Origin of the sequence: Prauserella marina, from assembly GCF_002240355.1 — a bacterium.
Classification (GTDB): domain Bacteria; phylum Actinomycetota; class Actinomycetes; order Mycobacteriales; family Pseudonocardiaceae; genus Prauserella_A; species Prauserella_A marina.
The window spans coordinates 174,251-194,576 of sequence record NZ_CP016353.1 but is presented as its reverse complement, the minus strand read 5'-3'; the positions used below and the strand labels follow the sequence as shown (position 1 = coordinate 194,576).

Sequence of the window (20,326 nt, the reverse complement as noted above, 5' to 3'; positions counted from 1 at the left end):
CTCACCGATTCTCCAGTTCCTTGCGCAGCACCGGAAACCGGCCTTCGACCGACTGCTGCTTCCGGTAACCGGCCCTCTCGAACAGCGCCATCGACGCCGCGTTGTCCTCGTGCACCGTAGCTAGCACAGCGGTCGCGTCGTGCTCGGCGAGCAACGCGCGCTCACCCGCCGCGAGCACACCGGCCGCCATTCCCCGTCCCCTGAACGAGGGCGCGAGCGTGATGCTGACCTCCCACGCCGTCCGGGAGCTCTCCCCCGTGCGGTCGAACCGCACCGTGCCGACGTCTCCCTCGGGAGCGCCCACGACGAAAAGGAGCCTGTCCGGCGAGCCGAGCACGCGCCGCAGCCACGCCTCGTGGTCGGCAGGCGCGACGGGTTCGGTGTTTCGCGACCACTGCCGCGTCACGGGGTCGTTGCGCCATTCGAGCAGCAGTTCCGCGTCCGCCTCTGTGGCGGAGCGCGCGGTCAGCGCGGCGGTGCCGCCTTCACCCTCCGGCATTACTCACCGGCATTGACGCTGGCCTGCTCCTCAAGCCTCGCCAGCCGCTCCTCGTACTTGGCGATGCCGGTGAGCCGCACCCTGATCTGCGCGTGCTGCCGCTGCACCTCCTCGATGAGCGCCCTCGCCTCGACGAGCTGCCCACTGTCGGCGGACGGCGTCACCGCGATCTTCGCGCGCACATCCTCAAGCTGGGCTTCCTGTGCGGCGACGTGCGGGACCAAGCGCTCCAGCTCGCCCGCCGTCCAGCGAAGGTCACCACGCACCTTGTCGAGCCCGCTCTCCAGCGCGGCGAGCCTGCGCCGGTGGTCCACCGTGCAGTGCTCCTGTTCCGTGATGCGCTCGTCGTGGTCGGCAACGCGCGCCGCGTGGTCACGGATCCGCTGGTCGAACCGGAAGTCCACGAGCCGGGCAAGCCGGTCGCCGAACCCTTCGCGAACCAGCTTCAACGGATTGACTGGGGCCATTGACACGTTTCCTTCACTTGTGAACGGCACTAGCGAAGCAGCTTGGTCCTGCCGGTCTTCGTCCAGGAACCGAGCAGCCTGCCCTCGGCCATGATCTGATGCTCGGGTCCCACAATGCACGAATCTCCCGCGGCGTGCTGCCACGATGTCTGGTGAGGGTCGTCGACGAAAGAAAACCCCGAGAGCACAAGATCGGCCTCGGGGAAGGCCGTCCTCGCCATCCATGCCGCCATCGTTCCCGTCGTGGCCCAGCGCTCCTCGGTGCGGCTGTCGAGCCCAAGAGCGTCGGAGAGCGGGAGCGTGACGTCCCTGTTGGAGACGGGTACGAACCCGAGGTCTTCCGGCCACCATTGCGGGATGTTGTCCGGTTCCCAGTGCAGCCTGCCGGGCTCGACAAGCAGGTACAGCCGCGAGCGATAGTCGCGGAAAACCCATTTCGTCGCGCGCAGTGCGCGGTTGAACACGACGACGTGGGTGCGGCTGCCCACGGCCGGCTGGCCCCCCGGTTCGTCACAGACGAAACCGTTGACCCGGAAGACGATGTCGCAGCTGTCGATCGCTTTGGCGCGCTGCTCGTCGGCGGGAAGCGGCTGGTTGCCGACGACGGCGACCGAACGTGGATCCGGCCGGTCGGCGTATGCCTCCAGCAGGTTCCGCAGCCAACTCGGCGCCAGGACACCAGAATCCATGGTGTCGGAAGGTATCACTACGCAAACCGGGCGCGAAGAGTGCACGTATCACCACCGGATGCACACCACCCCGCGAGGCTCCTATCATCCGTTGATGCGCGGACGAATACGAAGCGCGTTACGAGCGAAAATCATTCGCGCGATCGAGACCGCGCAAGCACCTTTTTTCCGGGCGCAGCGCATCCGATTTGATCAACTCGATCGCGAACTGTCCGAATTGCGCGCCGACCTCGGCAGGCTGTCGGACCGGCTGATCGAATTCGAGGTGCGCAGCAGAAGAGACATCATCTACGCCGGTGATCAGGAAGCGGCGGCGGAAAGCTGCCGGTTCGCCTCGGTCCATCTCGTCGGTGTCCGCCATTTCCGGCGCCCATGGGAAACACTCGACTACGCCGTGTCATTGGCCCCGAAAGGTGGCATGGCTCTCGAATTCGGAGTCGCGTCTGGCAACACGTTGCGCCGCATAACCGCCATTCGCGAAGAAGGACACGTGTACGGTTTCGATTCGTTCGAGGGACTTCCCGAGGCATGGCTCAGCGGAATGCCTGCCGGAACCTTCGCCAGAACCGACCTGCCGGAGGTCCCCGGAGCCGAGCTGGTCGTCGGACTTTTCGCCGACACGCTTCCCGGATTCCTCGCCGAGCACCAGGAACCGATCGATTTCGTCCACATCGACAGCGATTTGTACAGTTCGGCCAAAACCGTGCTCGACCTCGTCGGGCCCCGGCTCGGCCCGGGATCGGTGATCGTGTTCGACGAGTACTTCAACTACCCGGGCTGGCGCGAGCACGAGCACAGGGCATGGCAGGAGTACCTGACCCACACTGGCGTGCGATTCGCCTACGTGGCCTACTCGTACGAGGATTGCCAGGTCGCGGTACGAATCACCGGTTGAGGCGGACACGCGCGACCGCCGATCCGCCTCGCCAGTACCCTCGTATCTCGTGCACGCCACCAGCACCGTCGAACCCCCAGAGACAGCAGCCATGAACACGGCTCCACCAGCATCCGATAGCCGCACGTGGAAACGTGCCGTCGACGACATCAAGACCGGTATGTCGAATCGAGAGCTCTGGGGCCATCTCGGCTGGCAGGACATCAAACAGCGCTACCGCAGGTCGGTGATCGGACCGTTCTGGATCACGATCAGCCAGGGTGTCATCGCACTCGGCCTCGGCCTGCTGTACTCGCAGCTGTTCAACCTGCACATCCAGACCTTCCTGCCTTACATCAGCACGGGTTTCATCGTCTGGACGTTCATCAGCGGCTGCCTCTCGGAGGGCATGGAGACCTTCATCTCCAACGAGGGCCTCATCAAACAGATGCCCGCGCCACTGAGCGTGTACGCCCTGCGCACGGTGTGGCGGCAGACGCTCATGTTCGCGCACAACCTGATCGTCTACGTGATCATCGTGTCGATCTTCTTCACGAGCCTGAACCATCAGTACGGCTTGCAAGAAGGGGTCTGCACACCCGGCGGTATCTGCCACCCCGGCCTCGGTTGGTACACGCTGACCGCGATCCCCGCCTTCGTGCTGCTCGCGATCAACGCCGGCTGGGTCACCCTGATGCTCGGCGTCATCTCGACCCGCTACCGCGACATCCCGCAGGTGATCAGCTCGCTGATCCAGCTGCTCTTCTACTTGACGCCCATCGTGTGGCCCGTCGACCAGCTCTACCAAGGTGGTGGCAGGGAAGCCGTTTCGTGGGCATTGCCCTTCATCCAGTTCAACCCGCTCTATCACTTCATACAGATAATTCGAGCGCCGTTGATCGGACAACAGGTGAGCATCAACAGCTGGTTCGTCGTCATCGGCTTCACGATCGTCGGCTGGCTGCTGGCACTGCTCGTAATGCGCAACTACCGTGCTCGCGTCTCGTATTGGGTGTGACTGAATGGTCAGCATTGAGGTCCGCAACGCTTTCGTCGACTTCCCGATCTTCGACGCCAAGACCCGCTCGCTGAAGAAGAAGGTTCTCGGCAAGGTCGGCGGCAAGATCGGCACCGACAGCAAAGTGCCGATCATCGAAGCACTGCACGACGTGACGCTCTCCCTCAAGGAAGGCGACCGGGTCGCGCTCGTCGGCCACAACGGCGCCGGCAAGTCGACGTTGCTGCGGTTGCTCTCCGGTATCTACGAGCCGACAAGAGGCTCGGCGAAGGTCGTCGGCAAGGTCGCGCCCGTTTTCGACCTCGGTGTCGGAATGGACCCCGAGATCTCCGGCTTCGAGAACATCGTCATCCGCGGCCTGTTCCTCGGCATGACCAGCAAGGAAATGGAGAAGCGCATCGACGACATCGCCGAGTTCACCGAACTCGGCGACTACCTCGCGATGCCACTGCGCACCTACTCGACCGGTATGCGGGTACGGCTCGCGCTGGGCATCGTGACCTCCATCGACCCCGAAATCCTCATCCTCGACGAGGGCATCGGAGCCGTCGACGCCGCGTTCCTGAACAAGGCCAGAGACCGGCTCAAGGACCTCGTCAAGCGATCCGGCCTCCTCGTGTTCGCCAACCACTCCGACGAGCTGCTGATCGAGTTGTGCGACTCGGCGGTCTGGATGGACGAAGGCAACGTCAAGATGCACGGCTCGCTGCGGGAAGTGCTCACCTCGTACAAGGGCAAGGACCCGTTCGAAAACCTCAGCCAGGAGGCACTGGAGCGCCTCGGCGAGGCACCGGCCATGAGCGGCGACTGAGATGCAGGGCAACCCGCTGAAGGAAGACGCCGTCGTCGCGGTCGTCGTCACCAGGCACCGCAGGGATCTGCTCGCCGACTCGCTGAAGATCATCGCGGCGCAAACCCGGCAGGTGGACCACCTGATCGTCGTGGACAACGGTCCCGATCAGTCGGCGGGCGACGTCGTCGACGCCTACCCGCTCGCCTCGACCTACCTTCCGTCTCACCGGAACCTCGGTGGCGCGGGCGGGTTCGCGCTCGGGATGCTGCACGCGCTCGCCATGGGCGCCGAATGGATATGGCTCGCCGACGACGACGGGCGGCCCGCCGACGAGAACGTGCTCGCCGTGCTTCTCGAAGAGGCGCGGGCACGAGGGCTCGCCGAGGTGTCCCCCGTCGTCGCCAACATCGACGATCCGGACAAGCTGGCCTTCCCGCTGCGCAGGGGCCTGACGTGGAAGCGTTCCTCGGCCGAACTCGGAACGGACTTCCTTCCCGGAATCGCCTCCCTCATGAACGGCGCCCTGTTCCGGGCGTCCACTTTGGAGGTCACCGGCGTTCCGGATCTACGGCTGTTCTTCCGGGGCGACGAGGTCGAACTGCACCGCAGGCTGGTCAGGTCGGGACTTCCTTTCGGTACCTCGCTGAAGACGGTTTACCTGCACCCCAACGGTTCCGACGAGTTCAAGCCGATGCTGGGCGGCCGGTTCCACGCGCAGGACCCCGAGAACGACATCAAGCGGTACTACACCTACCGCAACCGCGGTTTCCTGCTCTCCCAGCCGGGTATGCGCAAGATCGGCGCGCTGGAGGTACTGCGCTTCGGCCTGTACTTCGTTGGCGTCAAGCGCGACCCGAAGGCGTTCCTGCGGTGGTTGCGGCTGGTTCGCCAGGGCCGGAAGGAACAGTTCTACCGGTACCGGTGACCACAAGATCGTCGAAGAGGCCCACGCGCGTGGGCCTCTTCGCTATTCGCCGATGACGGTACTGAGGTCTGCTCTGAGCGAACCAGGGTTGCCGCGGCGATCACCTGCTGCTGTTGTTGACCGTATGGCCGATGAGAAACCAGCACTCGTACTACATCTGATCAGCGGCGGGGAACCACTGTTGTTCGCACTGGATCCCGAAACCGTGCCCGAACTCGAAAAACAACTGCACCTTCATCTCGACCACGGCTCGGTGGAGCCGGTGACGTCGAGGGAAGGCACGACGATTCTGGTCAACTTCGCGCATGTGGCCGTCGCCTACATCGACGACCTACAGCGCAAGGGCAAGGTATTCGGCCTGCACTGACACACCGGGTGCGCCGCCCTCGCGCGGCGCACCCGGTGTCGTCACACGGCTTCCGTCACAGCTCGTAGAGCCGGGTCCAGTTCTCCCTGCTGGTCAGCTCAGGCATCGCGTGCTTGTACTGGGCCTGCACCGCGCGGCCTTCCTTGCGCAGCCGGTTGATCACCTTGACGCCGTGCTTGGCGAGCTCGAACATCCGGTCGCGGTCGTAGCGGCGAACCCGGACGCCTTCCTGCGAAGCGTCGGTGACCACGGCGGTCTCGAACAGCGAAACGTGCCACCAGTGCGCCTCGTCGCTCGGGATGGCGCCCAGCGCGAAGCGGTGCTTGCCGAGCAGCCGGTTGAGCACCCGCTTGAGCAGCACGGCGCGCTGCATGCTCGGCCTCGGCGCGGTGTTGATGATCCCGATGTCGTTGGATGCGATGCCGGGAACGTCGGTGGCGGGGTAACGCTTCGTCTCCGGGTACCGCGCCCTGATCTCCCTGATCTCCTTCATCGCGGCGACACCGCCGTCCCTGAGGACCTCGGGGCCCTCCAGGAAGTCCTCGACCGCCTTGATGAGCGTCGCCGAAAGCCCGTACTGCATTCCGAGCAGGTAGCGCACGAGCTGGGCCATGAGCACCCTCGACAGCAGGTTCAGGTCGAACGGGCTGTGCAGTGCGGCCGTGATGATGGAGTTACGCAGGTTGAAGTAGCGGTGCCACTCGTCCCAGTCCTTCCAGTGGAAGTCGGCGTGCCACACGCCGGCGCCGGGAAGTGTGACCGTGGGGAACCCGTGAGCGCGGGCCCGGTAGCTGTACTCCGCGTCGTCCCACTGGAAGAAGAACGGCATGGGGTAGCCGATCTCCTTGACGACCTCGTAGGGGATGAGGCAGGACCACCAGCCGTTGTATCCGGCGTCGAGCCTGCGCTCCTGGCGGTTCGGCTTGCCGGTGTCACTGTCGACGCCGAGCAGGTCGGCGGTGGCGAGGCTGTGGTCGACGGGCTGCCCCGGCTCAAGGGTGTTCAGCCTTGCGTACTCCGCACCGACGTGAAGCTGGTTGGGGTGGAGCAGGTTGAGCATCTGGCCACCGACGATCATCGGATTGGCCGCGCGGTTGGAGAACGCGGTCAGCCGGATGACCAGGTCCGGTTCGAGCAGCACGTCGTCGTCCATGAACAGCACGTTGGCGTGCGCGGTCTCGGTGTGCCCGGCGACCTCGTAGAGGCCACGGGTGAAGCCGCCCGCACCACCAAGGTTGGGCTGCTTGATGTAGTGCAACTTGTCGCCGAGACGCTTCGCGACGTCGGCGAAGCCCTCGCGCGAGTCGACGGTGTCGGTGCCCTGGTCGGCGACGTAGATGGCGTCGAGCGTTTCGAGCGCGGGCAGCGAGTCGGCGAGCGCCTTCAGGTTGGCGAGGCAGTCGTCGGCGCGGTTCATCGTGCAGATGGTCACGGCGGTTGGCCGGATCCGCTCAGGCGGTTCGACGGTCCAGCGCACGTCGGTGACCGTCAGCCGCTCGCCGGCCTCGGTCTCCAGGTCGAGCCACAGCGCACCGCCGTCGAAGAACTTGTCGAGCTTCGCGTCGAGCCGGACAGTCTCCTTGTCGACACCGTCGACCGTCCTTGCGGCGATGGTCCTCGGGTCGCCCTCGACGTCCGACGCCCGCACGGCGAGGTGTCCCGAACCGGTGACGACGGCCTGGAGGGTGACGTTGCCGACCTTGGTCCAGCGCTGCCAGTAGCTGGCTGGGAACCGGCCGAAGTAGGTGTTGCAGGAGACCCTGGCCGAGGGTTCGAGCGCGATGCCGTCCCTGTCGCGAGCGACGACTCCTTCGACGACCTCGGAGTACATGTCCTTGCTCACCACGTCGGACGGACCTGCGAAGAGGCCCCGCTGGGCGAGCAGCGCGCTCTGCGGTGCGTGCTCCGTGAACAGTGCCCGCTCCTCACTCGATGGTGTGGTAGCCGGAGCCTTGCCGTTCGTAGCCGGCTGACGCTCGGCGGCCGGAACTGCTTTACCAGGCATGCGACCTCAGTCCTCCAAGGGAAATTCGCGCGGGGGCTGCACACGTAAGGTACAGGCCACCGGCGCTGCCTTCGAACCGGCCATCAACCGCGTGGTTCGCGAAACACGACCCACTTCAGCATGACGAAATTGATCGTGGTGGCCATCCCCTGCGCGATCACCCACGCGATGCCCTTGGTCAACCGCGTGTCGTCGTCCATGAGATGCAGTACCAGCGCATTGGTACCCACATTGACGAAAAACGTCACCGTGTAGAGCAGGACGAATCCGCCCAGCTGCGCCGCGCCGCCCGATTGGGCCGCCTTGAACGTAAAACGCCGGTTAAGGAAATACGCGGTCGTCGTGCCAGCGATGAAACTGATCGCTTTCGCGACGTGCACCCACGCGCCTTCGCCAAGCCCCACGGTGAGCAACAGGCTGTAAATGCCGAAGTCGATGAGCGCGCAAAATCCGCCGATCAGGACGAACCGAACAAGTTGTGCCTTCAGACCGGGTGAGGCAGGTTGTGCCGCCTCGCTTGCCTGCGAGTTCGTCGCCACCACGTCACTACCTCGTCGGCCGGGAATTTTCGTTGACAGGTTCCGAGTGTAGGAAATGTGAGCGGCCGGTCACCGTCGGGCCATAATTCGACATGGTTACCCTGGTTCGGGTGAGCGCTGCGACTCCGGAACCAGACCTGCAACGCCGGACACTCTCCGGCTGGGGCCGCACGGCCCCGACAATTGCGAATGTTCTGAGCACCTCCGACGTCGAGGTGATCGCCCGCGCGGTCACAGAGGCGGGCGAACGCGGAGTGATCGCCCGCGGCCTCGGCCGCTCCTACGGCGACCCCGCACAGAACGCGGGCGGCGTCGTGATCGACATGACCGCGCTCGATCGCATTCACTCGATCGATCCTGACAGCGGTCAGGTCGTGGTCGACGCGGGAGTGAGCCTCGACGCGCTGATGCGCGCCGCCCTTCCCTACGGACTGTGGGCTCCCGTTCTGCCCGGCACCCGCCAGGTCACCATCGGCGGCGCCATCGCCAACGACATCCACGGCAAGAACCATCACAGCGCGGGCAGCTTCGGCAACCACATCGCCTCGATGGACCTGCTGACGGCGGACGGGCAGGTCAGGACGCTGACCCCCGATGGCCCCGAGGCGGAGCTGTTCTGGGCCACGGTCGCCGGTATCGGCCTCACCGGCATCATCCTGCGGGCCACCGTGCGGATGAAGAAGACCGAGACCGCGTACTTCTACGTCGACGCCGACCGCACCGAAAACCTCGACGAGACGCTGGCGCTGTTCACCGACGGTTCGGACCTCAACTACGACTACTCGATGGCGGTGCCCGACCTAATCGCCCGAGGTCCGAAGCACGGGAGGGCGACCTTCTCCCGTGGCTCGCTGGCGACCGTCGACCAGCTTCCCGACAAGCTGCGCTCGGATCCGCTCAAGTTCGACGCACCGCAGCTCATGACCATTCCGGACGTGTTCCCGAACGGGCTCGGCAACAAGCTGATCTTCGGGCTGATCAACAACGTCTGGCAGCACACGGTGCCGAAGAACGGTGCCAGGGGAAAGATTCAGAACCTGACGCAGTTCTACCACCCGCTCGACATGCTCAGCGAATGGAACAGGGCGTACGGCTCGAAGGGCTTCCTGCAATACCAGTTCTCCGTTCCGTTCGGCAGGGAGGACGACCTCAAGCGGATCTGCCACAAGATCGCGCACTCGGGGCACTATTCCTTCCTCAACGTGCTCAAGCGCATGGGCGAGGCCAACCCCGCCCCCCTGTCGTGGCCGACTCCCGGCTGGATGCTCAGCGTCGATTTCCAGAGCAAGGACGGTCTGGGCCGGTTCTGCTCCGAACTGGACGACGACGTGCTCGCCGCGGGCGGAAGGCTCTACACGGCAAAGGATTCGCGGACCGCGGCGGAAACCTTCCACCGCATGTATCCCCGGCTCGACGAGTGGCGCAAGATTCGTCATTCGGTCGACCCGGACGGCGTTTTCATCTCCGACATGGCCAGGAGGCTGGAACTGTGATCGACGCGGTGGGCAACCCCCAGTCGCTGCTTCTGCTCGGCGGTACCTCGGACATCGCGCTCGCGATCGCCGAGAAGTACCTAGCCCAGCAACCGGTGAGGATCGTGCTCGCCGCACGGCAGTCTCCCCGGCTCGACGCGGCAGCGAAACGGCTGCGGGACAAGGGCGCCGATGTCTCCACAGTGGACTTCGACGCGAAGGACACCGCGTCGCATCCCGCCGTGATCGACAAAGCGTTCGCCGGTGGCGACATCGACGTCACTGTCGTCGCCTTCGGCCTGCTCGGCGACGCGGAGGAGGTGTGGCAGGACCACGCCAAGGCGGTCGAACTCGCCACCGTGAACTACACCGCCGCCGTCTCGGTCGGCGTCGCGCTCGCCGACAAGCTCAAGGCGCAGGGCCACGGTGCGGTCGTCGCACTGTCCTCTGTGGCCGGTGAGCGGGTCAGGCGGTCCAACTTCCTCTACGGCTCGACCAAGGCCGGATTCGACGGGTTCTACCTCGGTCTCGGCGAGGCGCTTTCCCCGTTCGGGGTCAAGGTCACCGTCGTCAGGCCGGGCCAGGTGCGCACGAAGATGACCGAGGGCATGGGCAAGGCCCCGCTCGAACAGACCGCGGAGCAGGTCGCGGACGTCGCGGTCAACGCGGTGCGTGGTGGCAAGGAACTGGTGTGGGCGCCTTCGGCGTTCCGTCCGGTGATGTCCGCGCTGCGGCACGTTCCCCGGCCGATCTTCCGCAAGCTGCCCATCTAGGTGCGGCGTAGCCGCTTGATGTGGGCCGCCAACTCGCACCGAAGCGGGTTCTGAGGCGGTTCCTCGCGAGGACAGCGCCGACGTGGTGTATGGGCATACATGAGGAGACGATCCCGCAGCGAGGAGCCGCCTCAGGTTCCGCCACCCGAGCCACTACGCAACTTCCATCGATTATTGGATGAACCAGTAGCCGAAGGAGGTGTACTCGGGGTAGGGGCTGAGGAGCGGGCGTTCGGGCTTGAGTTCCACCGTCACGTCCGGTGAGGTGATGGCCTCGCCTGGCACCGTGAACGTCTCCTCGGTCCACTGGTCCCGCCTGGGGCCGAAGTCCCAGGTACCGACGTCCTTACCGTCGACGACCACCCGCACCTTGCGTTCCATACCGGGCGTAAGTACGCGGGTAGCGATGGTGAGCGGGGTGCCGGGCCGGAGGTTGCGCGCGGTGAAGCGCTCGCCGCCCACGATCGCGCGGCCACTGTCGATGACGTCGCCCTGCCTGCGCAGCAGGCTGTCGGGCTGGAGTCCCGGCTGCGACATCTCCGGCAGATAGTCGTGGCTCTCCTCGCTGCGAAGGTCACCCACGTTGAGGTAGTCGCGTACGTCTCCGCCGACCGGTGAGCGATCGCCGCTGCCTGCCAGCCGCCAGTCCGCCGGGTACACCTGGATGCTGTCGAAAGGCACGATGCGCCTTCCGGTGAGGTCCAGCTGGGCGCGAACGGGGAAGACGGCGATCGGATCGGCGAGCACGCCCGCGGCGACCAGCGGCTGCATGGGCGCACCCGGAACGGGTTCGTACACGGCGAAGTAATCGGGCCGGTCGGCTTCCGGAAGCTGCCTCAGCGCCTCGTAAAGCGATCCCGTTCCGTTGTTGCTCGGTTCGGCGAGGCCGTTGGTGGCGAGCCCGACCGTGTCGACGACCTTCCGGTCGCCGAAGTAGGCGATGGCACCGACGTCCTTGACAGCCACGACGGAGTCAGGGGGCAGATTCCCGCTGATCCACGCTCCGACCGAAACGTCGGTGTCCCTGATGGTCGCCGCTTCCCTCCCGTACCGGATACCCCAGGTCGGCACGGCGACCAGGGTGAAGATGAGCACGACGACGAGCAGTGCGTGCAGGCCGGTCGCGCGCAGCCGTTCCTTCGGCGCCAGCCGCGAGACCGCGTACACGCCGCACACGATGAACAGCACGAACAGCGGGATGAACGGGTGGAAGTAGCGCAATTCGTGGATCAGCGCCGTCGACAGCGTCGACGCGGAGACGATGACCGCGCCGAAGCCGAGCCCGACCGCGAGGGCGAGCGCTCGCCACTGCGGCCTCGTGACGATGAGGTAGGCGAGACCGAGCACGAAGAAGACGACCGCGCCGGGGAAGGCGTAGTCCTGCCCTGTCATGCCGTTGAAGAAGCCGATGACACCGCGTACGTTCGCCGTGGTCCTGTCGACGAAGTCGCCGAAGTAGAACAGCGGGCGGTCGTTGAGGAACGACTTCGACTGCACGCCGTTGGCGGTGAAGGTACCGGTGGCGAGCTTGTAGAACAGGTACTGCGCGATGGCGGCGGCGAGCGGGAGCAGGCACAGCAGCGACGTGCCCGGTTTCGCGAGCACCGGCTTGCCCTGCGCCTTGCGCGCTCCTCTTATGGTCCACAGCATCGCGCCGCTCAGCATGAGCGCGAAGAAAAGTCCTTCCGGCCTGACGAGAGCGAGCAGGAACGCCAGCACCGGGGTACGCACGAACCGCGCCGTCGGCCGTTCGGTCGTGAAGGCCAGCACCGTCGCCACGACGAGTAGCGCGGTGAGGCCGACCTCCATGCCGCTCGCCGCGCCCCACAGCAGCGGTCCGCTGAGGGCGACGAGAACGCCGGACCACACTCCGACCGACTTGCTGACCAGCGTGCGGCCGAGATGGTAGACGAGGCCGGCGGCGATGGCGAAGCAGCCGATGCCGAACAGGACGGCGAACCACAGGAAGGCCGATCCGGTGAAGCCGATCAGGTAGGCGAAACCCAGAACGAACGCGTACAGCAGGCTGCTGGCTCCGGTGCTGATGGGATCGCCGGTGTTGTACTGGAATGGGTGCCCGCTGCCGAGTTGCTTGCCGTATTGCAGGTGGATGTAGACGTCGTCGAGCGGCGCCATCAGGTTGCCCTGGTTGTAGGCGAGGTTGATGCCGACGAAAACGCCGCCCGCCACCAGTGCGAGCGCACCGATCAGCCAGGCAATGCCGTCTCGCCTCGCCATGAACGAGGCGCGCCGCCGTTGCCGCTGCTCGGGCTGCGGTTCCTCAGCGTTTTCCGGCATTTCTTGCTTGCCCGCCTCGGCTGTCGTCGTCATGTGTCTCCGCCCGTCCGGCATGTGCCCGTAAGCTACCGACCGAACCCTCGCCCCTTCAGGACGGGGGCGAAGTGGGGCCACCCTGTGCGCAGGGCGAACGAGGGTACGACACCGTCGGCACCCGACTCCCTTCACTCACGCGTGGCGAAAACGGGCCGCTAATTACCCTGGGCAACAAAACGGGCGAGTCCCGACATTCCACAGTAGACCGACGGGTGTCGCGGCGACACCACTCACCGTTCTTCGTCCGGAACGAGCGTGAAATGACCGACACCGCGGGCGGCCGAATAGACCTGCCAGGTGTCCGGCCCGCTGCCGGGCCCTTCTTTGTATGTCAACCGGTAGTCGAGTTGCCTCGGCGTGCGGTCGTGGTCGAAGAACAGATAGTTGAACCGCAGCAGTGCCGCGCCGAGCGAGGAGGACTCCGCGATGCGCTCGTCGACGAGTTCGGTGACCCTGCCCCTGTCGGAGAATTGGTCGAGGATGGAGCATTCGCAGTAGTAGGCCAGCGTGCCGATCTCACCTGGCGACCTGACCGTGGCACCGTCGAGCCGCGCCCCCAGTTCCTGGCCCATCCTGGCGTAGTCCTGCGCACTCGCCCAGTTGCCGAAGATCACCGGCGATTTCCACGGCACGCCCTGCCTTCCGTCGACGACGATCGCGCCGAGTGCGAGAACACCGATCACACCAAGCGCGGTCAGCGGGGCCGCGACCCGCATTCGAGCCTGTTCCCTTGCCTTGACCAGCCAGATTCCCGTCGCCAGCACGGCGAACGTGGCGAGCGCGACGGTGGGGGTCACGTAGTACCAGTGGTAGGGGCCGACACCGAGCAACGAGTACACGAAGTAGTACGCGACACCGCCCGCTCCGATGCCCGCGATGGCGCCCACAGGTGGAAAGTCCCGCCAGCGGACACCGAACCGAAGCCCCACCGTCGCGATCAGCGCGACGACACCGAGCACGGCCGGAACGAAGGTGAACACGACGGCGGCGTGCTGTCCGAAGTAGTACATCATCGGCCCCGTCGAGAAGCTCCACCTTCCGAAGAGGCCGTCCTGCGATTGCTTGATCACCAGCGTGTCCGGTACCGCTGAGCCGAACGCGATCCAGCTGAACACGAACCACGGCGCCGCCACGAGCACGGCGGTCGCGGCGGCAGGAACGAGGCGTTTGCGGATCGCCGGTGCGCACAGCGCGATCACGACGACGAACACGATGAGATCGAGCCGGGTGAGCATGGCGAGCGCGGCGAAGATGCCGAACGGCACCGGCTTTCCCTCGACGGCGAACGCGGTCATCAGGACGAGCACCGCCGGGATGAGCAGCACCTCAAGGCCGATCGCCGAGAGCACGAAGGGATTGACGAGCACCAGCAGAACGCCGAGTGCGGCGACGGCGAAGGGCAGTGCGTACGCCCTCGCCAGCCGGGCCCAGCCCCAGCCGAGCCCAGCCGATGCGACGACGTTGAGTATCCCCAGCGCCACCACCGGATGCGCGCCACCGAACGGTTTCGTCAACGCGGTCAAACCACCGAGCAGCAACACATTCAGCGGCGAAGTAGCCGAATTCGACATGGAACCGGGCACAAGGCCCCATTCACCGTGCACGGCCAGATTTTTCGCATATGCCAACGTGATGTAGGCATCGTCGGTAAGACTGTCTTTCACCAACAGGAAAAGCGCGATGGCGAGAATCGCCGAGGCCGTGACAAGGGACAAGCTCCCTCTTCGGGCGCGAGAACGCATTGAAGCCAACTTCGAGTCAGAGGTCGTTTGCTCACGCTTAACACAATCCTGATCCGTGATCGTCACATCTCGCCAACTATCACTCGGTAGTGCCCGGTCCTGAGTTCATGACGCCGAAAGGGAACTCTCGGGTTGCCTTGCCTTCACAAAGAATTCAGCATCCGGCGGAGATTGCCAACTCGACCCGCGTGCGACCGGCCCGTTGCATGAGGGTTCACCCGTATTCTTTAAGGTCCAACGGTGGGTTCTCGCCGTTGGACGATCGCAGGGCTTGGACTGTTCGCCGCGCTGAGCGCCGTGCTGTTCGTACTGGCACCTGTCGATCAGGACGTCACGACATACGAATGGCCGTCGGCGGGCACGACGGAAAGCACCGCGCTTCCGCTGTTGCCTTACGAGCCGGAACGGCTCGATGTCGAGTTCGGCTGCGCGGATGCCGCAGCGCTCGGTGGAACCGGAACCGTGTTGTCCACCGATCCGCCGGGAGCGGAGCCGGACAAGGACGCCCCGGCGCTGCGCGCGAGCGTGGCCGATGGCCTGCTCACCGTTGCGGTTGGCGAGAAGCGGCTGGCGAGCTTCGAGCTCTCCGGGGATTGCACCGTCACGATCCGGTCCGGCGAAGAGACGACCTCGGTGTCGGTGAACGGCGAAGAGCGTGGCCGCGCGGACCTGGTGCCCTCGGTGAGCGGACTGTTCACCGATCTCTCCGGACAGACGGGCCTGCACGCCACCGTCGTGCCCGACACGAGGTACGAATCGAGCCCCAGTGCGCTGAAGATCGCATTCGGCGCGCTCGCGATCGGCGCGCTCCTTTCCATGCTGTTCGCCCTTCGGCGCTGGGAAGCGCCCTTTCGCAGGCACGTGCGGTTGCTGCCCCCACGCTGGTGGCGGCCGACGCTCCCGGACGCCGTCGTCGTGCTCACGCTCGTGACGTGGACGATCATCGGCGCGTCCACAGTCGACGACGGCTACATCATCACGATGATCCAATCGGCGAGCGACACCGGTTTCGTCGGCAACTACTACCGGTGGTTCAACGCGCCGGAGTCGCCGTTCAGCTGGTTCTACGAGCTGTACCGGCCGTTCGCCGAACTCAGCGCGGCGACCTGGTGGATGCGGGTGCCTTCGCTCGTGCTCGGCCTCGCGTCGTGGTTCCTGATCGACAGGGTGCTGCTGCGCAGGTTCGCGAAGGCCCCCGCCCTCACCGCGCGCTGGACGGCGGCCGTCGTTTTCCTGCTGTGGTACCTCGCTTTCGGCATCGGCCTTCGGCCCGAACCGTGGATCGTGCTCGGCTCGCTCGCCGTGTTCGCGCTCGTGGAGAGGGCACTGGCGACTCGCTCGCTCGGCACGCTCTGCATCGCGCTCGTCGTCGCGGGCGCGACGCTGACCATCACGCCGACCGGCGTCGCCGCCGTCATCCCGTTCCTCGTGGCCCTTCCCGGCATCTTCCGGTTGCTGCGCGACCGGGGTGTGCTTTCGGTGTTCGCCGTGCTCGCGGCCGCGTTGTCCGCGCTGCTGTTCATGTTCTACGACCAGACCCTGTCGACCGTGCTGCACTCGACCGAGGTGCGCACGGCGATCGGCCCCTCCTTCGGCATGCTGGACGAGGGCAAGCGCTACGAGGATCTTTTTGACGCACTGCAAGGTGGTCTGAACCGGCGGATGCCGCTCATGCTCATGTGGTTCGCGATGGCGATGCTCGTCGTGCTCCTGCTCGCGCGCAGGGCACCCCGCCTCGCCGCGCGCCCAACCATCAGGCTGGTCGGCGCGAGCGCGCTCTTCTTCGGCGCGCTCGCCTTCACGCCCACCAAGTACACGCACCACTTCGGCGCGCTCGCCGGTTTCGGGACGCTGCTCGTCGCGGTGCTGGTACATACCATTGTCAGGGGCGCGCTGCGGCGGAACTGGGAACGCTCGGCCGTGCTCGTCCTGCTGGGGCTCACCGTGTGGATCGGCCTCGACGCTCCGCTCCGCTGGTGGTTCCTCTCCGGACTCAACGTCAAGTGGAACCTCGTCGTACCGGGAGTCTCCGACATCTCCGCCGCGACGATCGTGCTGGTCGGCGCGATCGTGCTCGCGCTGGCCGGGCTCGTCGGCGCGTGGCGGTGGCTGCGGCAACCCGGCTGGCTGATCGCCGCCGTCGCGGCGGCGACTGTACTGGTCGAGGTCGCCACGATGGCACATGCGATGGTGCCCCGCTGGGACACCTACACGACGGGAAGGGCCAACCTCGCCTCGCTGTCCGGAGGCGGCAATTGCGGTGTCGAGGACTGGTTGCGGCTCGAACCCGACATCCGGGCCGGACTGCTCACCGAGACCTCGCCGCCCACGCTGGACGGCTTCACGCGCAACGCGGGCTTCCCGGCCGAACTGCGCCCGCTCGAACCCTATGGCGGCGACGAGGCTCCAGTGTGGGGCGCTGACGGCGTCGTCGGCTCACTGACGACCGGCTGGTACCCGTTGCCGGAGGGCGCGGGAGCGCCCGGCTCACCACCGTTGGTGGTGCCGGCGACCGGCAAGGGCTCCGTCTCGGCGACCGTGCAGTTCGCGGGCCCCGACGGCACCGTGACCCGCGAATCCAGGGTGTGGCTCGACAGCGACCCCGAATGGCAGGACTACCGCTTCGACCCGAAGGACGCGACGCGGGTCAGGGTCGTCGCCGACAACACGGAGGGAAGAGGCTGGATCGCGGTGGGCACCCCACGGTTGCCGAAGGTGGTTCCCACCACCGACGTCGTGCCGGTCTCCGAGCCGGTCATGCTCGACTGGGTCAGCGCGTTCACCCTGTCCTGCCGTACCTCGGCCCGGTTGCACGACGGGATCGTGGAGCCGGTGCGCTACCGCTTCGCGGCCGGTCCCCAGTCGCGCGCGCTCGGCAGCGTGTCCTTCGTTTCGGCGCCGGGCGGCACCTACGCCAAGCTGTTCGAGTCGGCCGAGCAGGTTCCCGTGCCCACCTATCTGACAGGGGACAAGCTGTTCGAGCCGATCAGCGTGTTCCGGCTCGACTACCCGGTGCCGATGCGCGACCTCACCGTCGGCAAGGCGACCAGGTAGCGGGCAGCAACGAGAAAATCCCTGAACCGGTGTTGTCCGGTTCAGGGATTTCGGGTCGGTACTTGCTCAGAGGTAGTACGAGAACACCAGGGTGACCACCCAGGACGCGCCGAGGACCTGCAACACCCTGTCCTTGAGCGCGATTTCCTCTGGCTCACCCGCGTTTCCGCCGTCCACGTCGACCGCGTAGCGCAGGACGGCGACGACGAACGGCACCATCGAGATGACGCTCCACACCGATCCTTGAACCCGCTGCTCCTGCTCGAAGGCCCACAGCGAGTACGACATGATCAGGATCGCCGCCGCGGTGGCCCACATGAAGCGCAGGTAGCTCGCCGAGTACTTCTTCAGCGACGAGCGGATCTTCGCGCCGGTGCGCTCGAAGAGCATCAGTTCCGCGTACCGCTTGCCGGCGACCATGAACAGCGAGCCGAACGCCGTCACCAGCAGGAACCACTGGGAAAGCGCGATACCGGTCGCGACACCACCCGCGATGAGCCGCATGAGGAAGCCGGAGGCGACGATCGCGAGATCAACGACCGGCTGGTGCTTGAGCCCGAAGCAGTAGCCGAGCTGGATGGCTTCGTACACCACCAGCACGATCAACAGCCGCCAGTCGGCGAGGAGGCTGACCGCACACCCTGCCGCGAAGAACGCGGCCGCGGCGCCGTAGGCGAGCGGGATCGGCACGATCCCTGCCGCGATGGGCCTGTTGCGCTTGGTCGGGTGCTCGCGGTCGGCATCGACGTCGACGGCATCGTTGATCAAATAGACCGAGGAGGCGACGAGCGAGAAGGCCACGAACGCGATGAGCGCGCCCCGCAGCACTGTCAAGTTGGTGATCTCGGCAGCCGTGAACGGCGCCGCCAGCACCAGTACGTTCTTCACCCACTGCCGGGGTCGCGCGGTCTTCAACACGCCGAAAGCGGTGCCCATGGGCCCCTTCTTACCGGCGGTATCGCCCCCGCTCACCTCGGCACGCTCGGTCGTCTCACTCATCGTGGCTTCCGCTTTCGTAAGTTGAGCTTTCGACGCAGAACCCCGCCGACCGTGGCCCCCAGTGCTGCGCCTGCGAGCACGTCCGACGGGTAGTGCACGCCGAGCACAAGCCTTGAAGCCAGCATCGGCGGCACGAGTGCGGGGACGAGGTTACGCCCCGTCAGCCCGGAGTACAGCACGGCGGCCGCTGTCGTGGAGGTCGCGTGCGAAGAGGGAAAGCTGAGCTTGCTCGGCGTGCCGACCCCGACCTCGACGGCCGGATGGTCGGGCCGTGGCCTGCGGACGACGCGCTTCACGGCGATGGAAGCCGCGTGCGCTCCGACCACTCCCACCGCCGCTGTCAGCCAATCCTTGCGCCGTTCCTTGTCGACGGCGGCGCCGACGAGGCCGAGCGCGAACCAGCCCGCGCTGTGCTCGCCGAAGTGCGAAAGCCCCCGCGCGGCCTTGACGGTCGCGGGCTTCGCGATGGCCTTCTGCACTCCGGCGAGAACCGCGAGTTCACCCTTTGGTGTGGCGCTCTCAAGCATCGATGGATCCGTCCAGTGGGGCGCCGTCGGTCAGGTGGGGAGCGATCTTGTTGTCGAAGGAGGAGAGCGCCGAACCGATCGCCATGTGCATGTCGAGGTACTTGTACGTACCGAGCCTGCCACCGAAGAGCACGTTGCGCTCCTTGGCTTCCGCCTTGGCCAGCTCGCGGTAGCGTTCGAGCTTGTCCCTGTCCTCCGGCGTGTTGATCGGGTAGTACGGCTCGTCGTCCTCCTTGGCGAACCTGGAGTACTCCCGCACGATGACCGTCTTGTCGGCCGGGTAGTCCCGCTCCGGGTGGAAGTGCCGGAACTCGTGGATGCGCGTGTAGGGCACTTCCTCGTCGTTGTAGTTCATGACCGACGTGCCCTGGTAGTCGCCGGTGGGCACCACTTCCTGCTCGAAGTCGAGCGTGCGCCAGCCGAGCCTTCCCTCCGAGTACTCGAAGTACCGGTCGAGCGGGCCCGTGTACACGGTGGGCGTTCCCTCGGGGATCTGGTCCCTGATGTCGAAGTAGTCGACGTTCAGCCGCACCTCGATGTTCGGGTGGTCGGCCATGCGCTTCAACCACGCCGTGTAGCCGTCGACGGGAAGACCCTCGTAGGTGTCGTTGAAGTACCGGTTGTTGAAGTCGTAGCGGACCGGAAGGCGCGTGATGATCGAAGCCGCGAGTTCCCTCGGGTCGGTCTGCCACTGCTTCGCCGTGTAGCCGCGGACGAATGCCTCGTACAGCGGGCGGCCGATCAGCGAGACGGCCTTCTCTTCGAGGTTCTGCGCCGACTTGGTGTCGATTTCGCTGGACTGCTCGGCAATGAGCGCGCGAGCCTCGTCCGGCGTGTGCGACTTGCCGAAGAACTGGTTGATCAACGCGAGGTTCATCGGGAAGGCATAAACCTGTCCCTGATATTTCGCGAAAACCCGGTGTTGGTAACCGGTGAAGTCCGTGAATTGGTTGACGTAGTCCCATACCCGCTTATTCGAGGTATGGAAGAGGTGGGCACCGTAGTTGTGCACCTCGATGCCGGTTTCGGGTTCCTCTTCCGAATAGGCGTTGCCACCGATGTGGTGCCGTCGTTCGAGGACGAGGACTCGCTTGTCGAGCAGGCTGGCCGCTCGTTCTGCGACGGTAAGGCCGTAAAAACCGGAACCGACCACGATCAGGTCATATCCGGCGTAACCGCCCTCATTGTTTTCTGCGGAGTTGGTGTGCGCGCTCACGGGCGAAAAGGCTACCGGCGCGCTGTGGACCTC

At 65.7% G+C, this 20,326-nt stretch carries 18 protein-coding genes; 8 read left to right on the top strand and 10 right to left on the bottom strand.

Annotated elements, in window-relative coordinates; all coding sequences use genetic code 11:
* Position 1 precedes the first annotated feature (1 nt).
* The 3 genes from BAY61_RS00930 to BAY61_RS00920 are packed head-to-tail and all read right to left on the bottom strand — an operon-like array spanning position 2 to position 1,625.
* Positions 2 to 499, bottom strand: coding sequence for a GNAT family N-acetyltransferase (locus BAY61_RS00930; RefSeq protein ID WP_245865641.1), 498 nt, complete (start codon positions 497 to 499; stop codon positions 2 to 4).
* A complete protein-coding gene (locus tag BAY61_RS00925) occupies positions 499 to 966 on the bottom strand; it encodes a hypothetical protein (protein WP_091801271.1) in 468 nt (155 codons plus the stop codon). Before BAY61_RS00925 ends, BAY61_RS00930 begins: the two co-directional genes overlap by 1 nt.
* 29 nt (positions 967 to 995) lie before the next feature.
* Entirely contained in the window at positions 996 to 1,625 is a 630-nt protein-coding gene (locus BAY61_RS00920; protein WP_091802430.1) for a glycosyltransferase family 29 protein, read from the bottom strand.
* A 124-nt stretch (positions 1,626 to 1,749) separates the two neighbouring features.
* On the opposite strand from BAY61_RS00920, the gene BAY61_RS00915 reads away from it, so the two are divergent.
* The 5 genes from BAY61_RS00915 to BAY61_RS00895 all read left to right on the top strand — a co-directional run bounded on the left by BAY61_RS00915 (position 1,750) and on the right by BAY61_RS00895 (position 5,632).
* Positions 1,750 to 2,550: a class I SAM-dependent methyltransferase gene (locus BAY61_RS00915; protein WP_091802427.1), complete on the top strand. Its 801-nt coding sequence runs from the start codon at positions 1,750 to 1,752 to the stop codon at positions 2,548 to 2,550.
* A gap of 49 nt (positions 2,551 to 2,599) precedes the next feature.
* Positions 2,600 to 3,547: a galactan export ABC transporter permease subunit Wzm/RfbD gene (gene wzm / locus BAY61_RS00910; RefSeq protein WP_420848763.1), complete on the top strand. Its 948-nt coding sequence runs from the start codon at positions 2,600 to 2,602 to the stop codon at positions 3,545 to 3,547.
* A 4-nt stretch (positions 3,548 to 3,551) separates the two neighbouring features.
* Entirely contained in the window at positions 3,552 to 4,358 is an 807-nt protein-coding gene (wzt, locus tag BAY61_RS00905) for a galactan export ABC transporter ATP-binding subunit Wzt/RfbE (RefSeq protein WP_091801266.1), read from the top strand.
* A gap of 1 nt (position 4,359) precedes the next feature.
* Positions 4,360 to 5,265, top strand: a complete 906-nt coding sequence (glfT1, locus tag BAY61_RS00900; RefSeq protein ID WP_091801264.1) for a galactofuranosyltransferase GlfT1 — start codon at positions 4,360 to 4,362, stop codon at positions 5,263 to 5,265.
* A gap of 124 nt (positions 5,266 to 5,389) precedes the next feature.
* Complete coding sequence (locus tag BAY61_RS00895) at positions 5,390 to 5,632, top strand: hypothetical protein (protein ID WP_091801261.1); 243 nt, start codon at positions 5,390 to 5,392, stop codon at positions 5,630 to 5,632.
* A gap of 55 nt (positions 5,633 to 5,687) precedes the next feature.
* On the opposite strand, the gene BAY61_RS00890 is transcribed toward BAY61_RS00895, so the two are convergent.
* On the bottom strand, positions 5,688 to 7,637 hold the full coding sequence (locus BAY61_RS00890; protein ID WP_091801258.1) for a glycosyltransferase: 1,950 nt from the start codon (positions 7,635 to 7,637) through the stop codon (positions 5,688 to 5,690).
* Positions 7,638 to 7,720: 83 nt separating this feature from the next.
* Positions 7,721 to 8,179, bottom strand: a complete 459-nt coding sequence (locus tag BAY61_RS00885; protein ID WP_091801255.1) for a GtrA family protein — start codon at positions 8,177 to 8,179, stop codon at positions 7,721 to 7,723.
* A gap of 89 nt (positions 8,180 to 8,268) precedes the next feature.
* On the opposite strand from BAY61_RS00885, the gene dprE1 reads away from it, so the two are divergent.
* Together dprE1 and dprE2 are read left to right on the top strand one after the other, a co-directional pair.
* Positions 8,269 to 9,669, top strand: a complete 1,401-nt coding sequence (gene dprE1, locus BAY61_RS00880; RefSeq protein WP_091801252.1) for a decaprenylphosphoryl-beta-D-ribose oxidase — start codon at positions 8,269 to 8,271, stop codon at positions 9,667 to 9,669.
* Positions 9,666 to 10,421 carry a decaprenylphospho-beta-D-erythro-pentofuranosid-2-ulose 2-reductase gene (dprE2, locus tag BAY61_RS00875; RefSeq protein WP_091801250.1) on the top strand — a complete coding sequence of 252 codons (756 nt, stop codon included), beginning with the start codon at positions 9,666 to 9,668 and terminating at the stop codon, positions 10,419 to 10,421. Before dprE1 ends, dprE2 begins: the two co-directional genes overlap by 4 nt.
* A 171-nt stretch (positions 10,422 to 10,592) precedes the next feature.
* Here dprE2 and BAY61_RS00870 read toward each other — a convergent pair whose 3' ends face one another.
* Entirely contained in the window at positions 10,593 to 12,752 is a 2,160-nt protein-coding gene (locus BAY61_RS00870) for a glycosyltransferase family protein (protein ID WP_091801247.1), read from the bottom strand.
* 233 nt (positions 12,753 to 12,985) lie between these two features.
* Entirely contained in the window at positions 12,986 to 14,497 is a 1,512-nt protein-coding gene (locus BAY61_RS00865) for a hypothetical protein (RefSeq protein WP_091801245.1), read from the bottom strand.
* Positions 14,498 to 14,737: 240 nt separating this feature from the next.
* Here BAY61_RS00865 and BAY61_RS00860 point away from each other — a divergent pair, with 240 nt between their 5' ends.
* On the top strand, positions 14,738 to 17,551 hold the full coding sequence (locus tag BAY61_RS00860) for an arabinosyltransferase domain-containing protein (RefSeq protein ID WP_091801242.1): 2,814 nt from the start codon (positions 14,738 to 14,740) through the stop codon (positions 17,549 to 17,551).
* A 66-nt stretch (positions 17,552 to 17,617) separates the two neighbouring features.
* Here the strand turns inward: BAY61_RS00860 and BAY61_RS00855 are convergent, their stop codons facing one another.
* From BAY61_RS00855 to glf, 3 genes are read right to left on the bottom strand one after another with little or no spacing between them, the layout of a single operon-like run.
* Positions 17,618 to 18,550 (bottom strand): decaprenyl-phosphate phosphoribosyltransferase, encoded by a 933-nt coding sequence (locus BAY61_RS00855; RefSeq protein ID WP_091801238.1) that lies wholly within the window; start codon positions 18,548 to 18,550, stop codon positions 17,618 to 17,620.
* Complete coding sequence (locus tag BAY61_RS00850; protein ID WP_091801235.1) at positions 18,547 to 19,077, bottom strand: phosphatase PAP2 family protein; 531 nt, start codon at positions 19,075 to 19,077, stop codon at positions 18,547 to 18,549. The genes BAY61_RS00855 and BAY61_RS00850 overlap by 4 nt, the downstream gene beginning before the upstream one ends.
* Positions 19,070 to 20,293 (bottom strand): UDP-galactopyranose mutase, encoded by a 1,224-nt coding sequence (gene glf / locus BAY61_RS00845; RefSeq protein WP_091801232.1) that lies wholly within the window; start codon positions 20,291 to 20,293, stop codon positions 19,070 to 19,072. The genes BAY61_RS00850 and glf overlap by 8 nt, the downstream gene beginning before the upstream one ends.
* Positions 20,294 to 20,326: the final 33 nt, after the last annotated feature.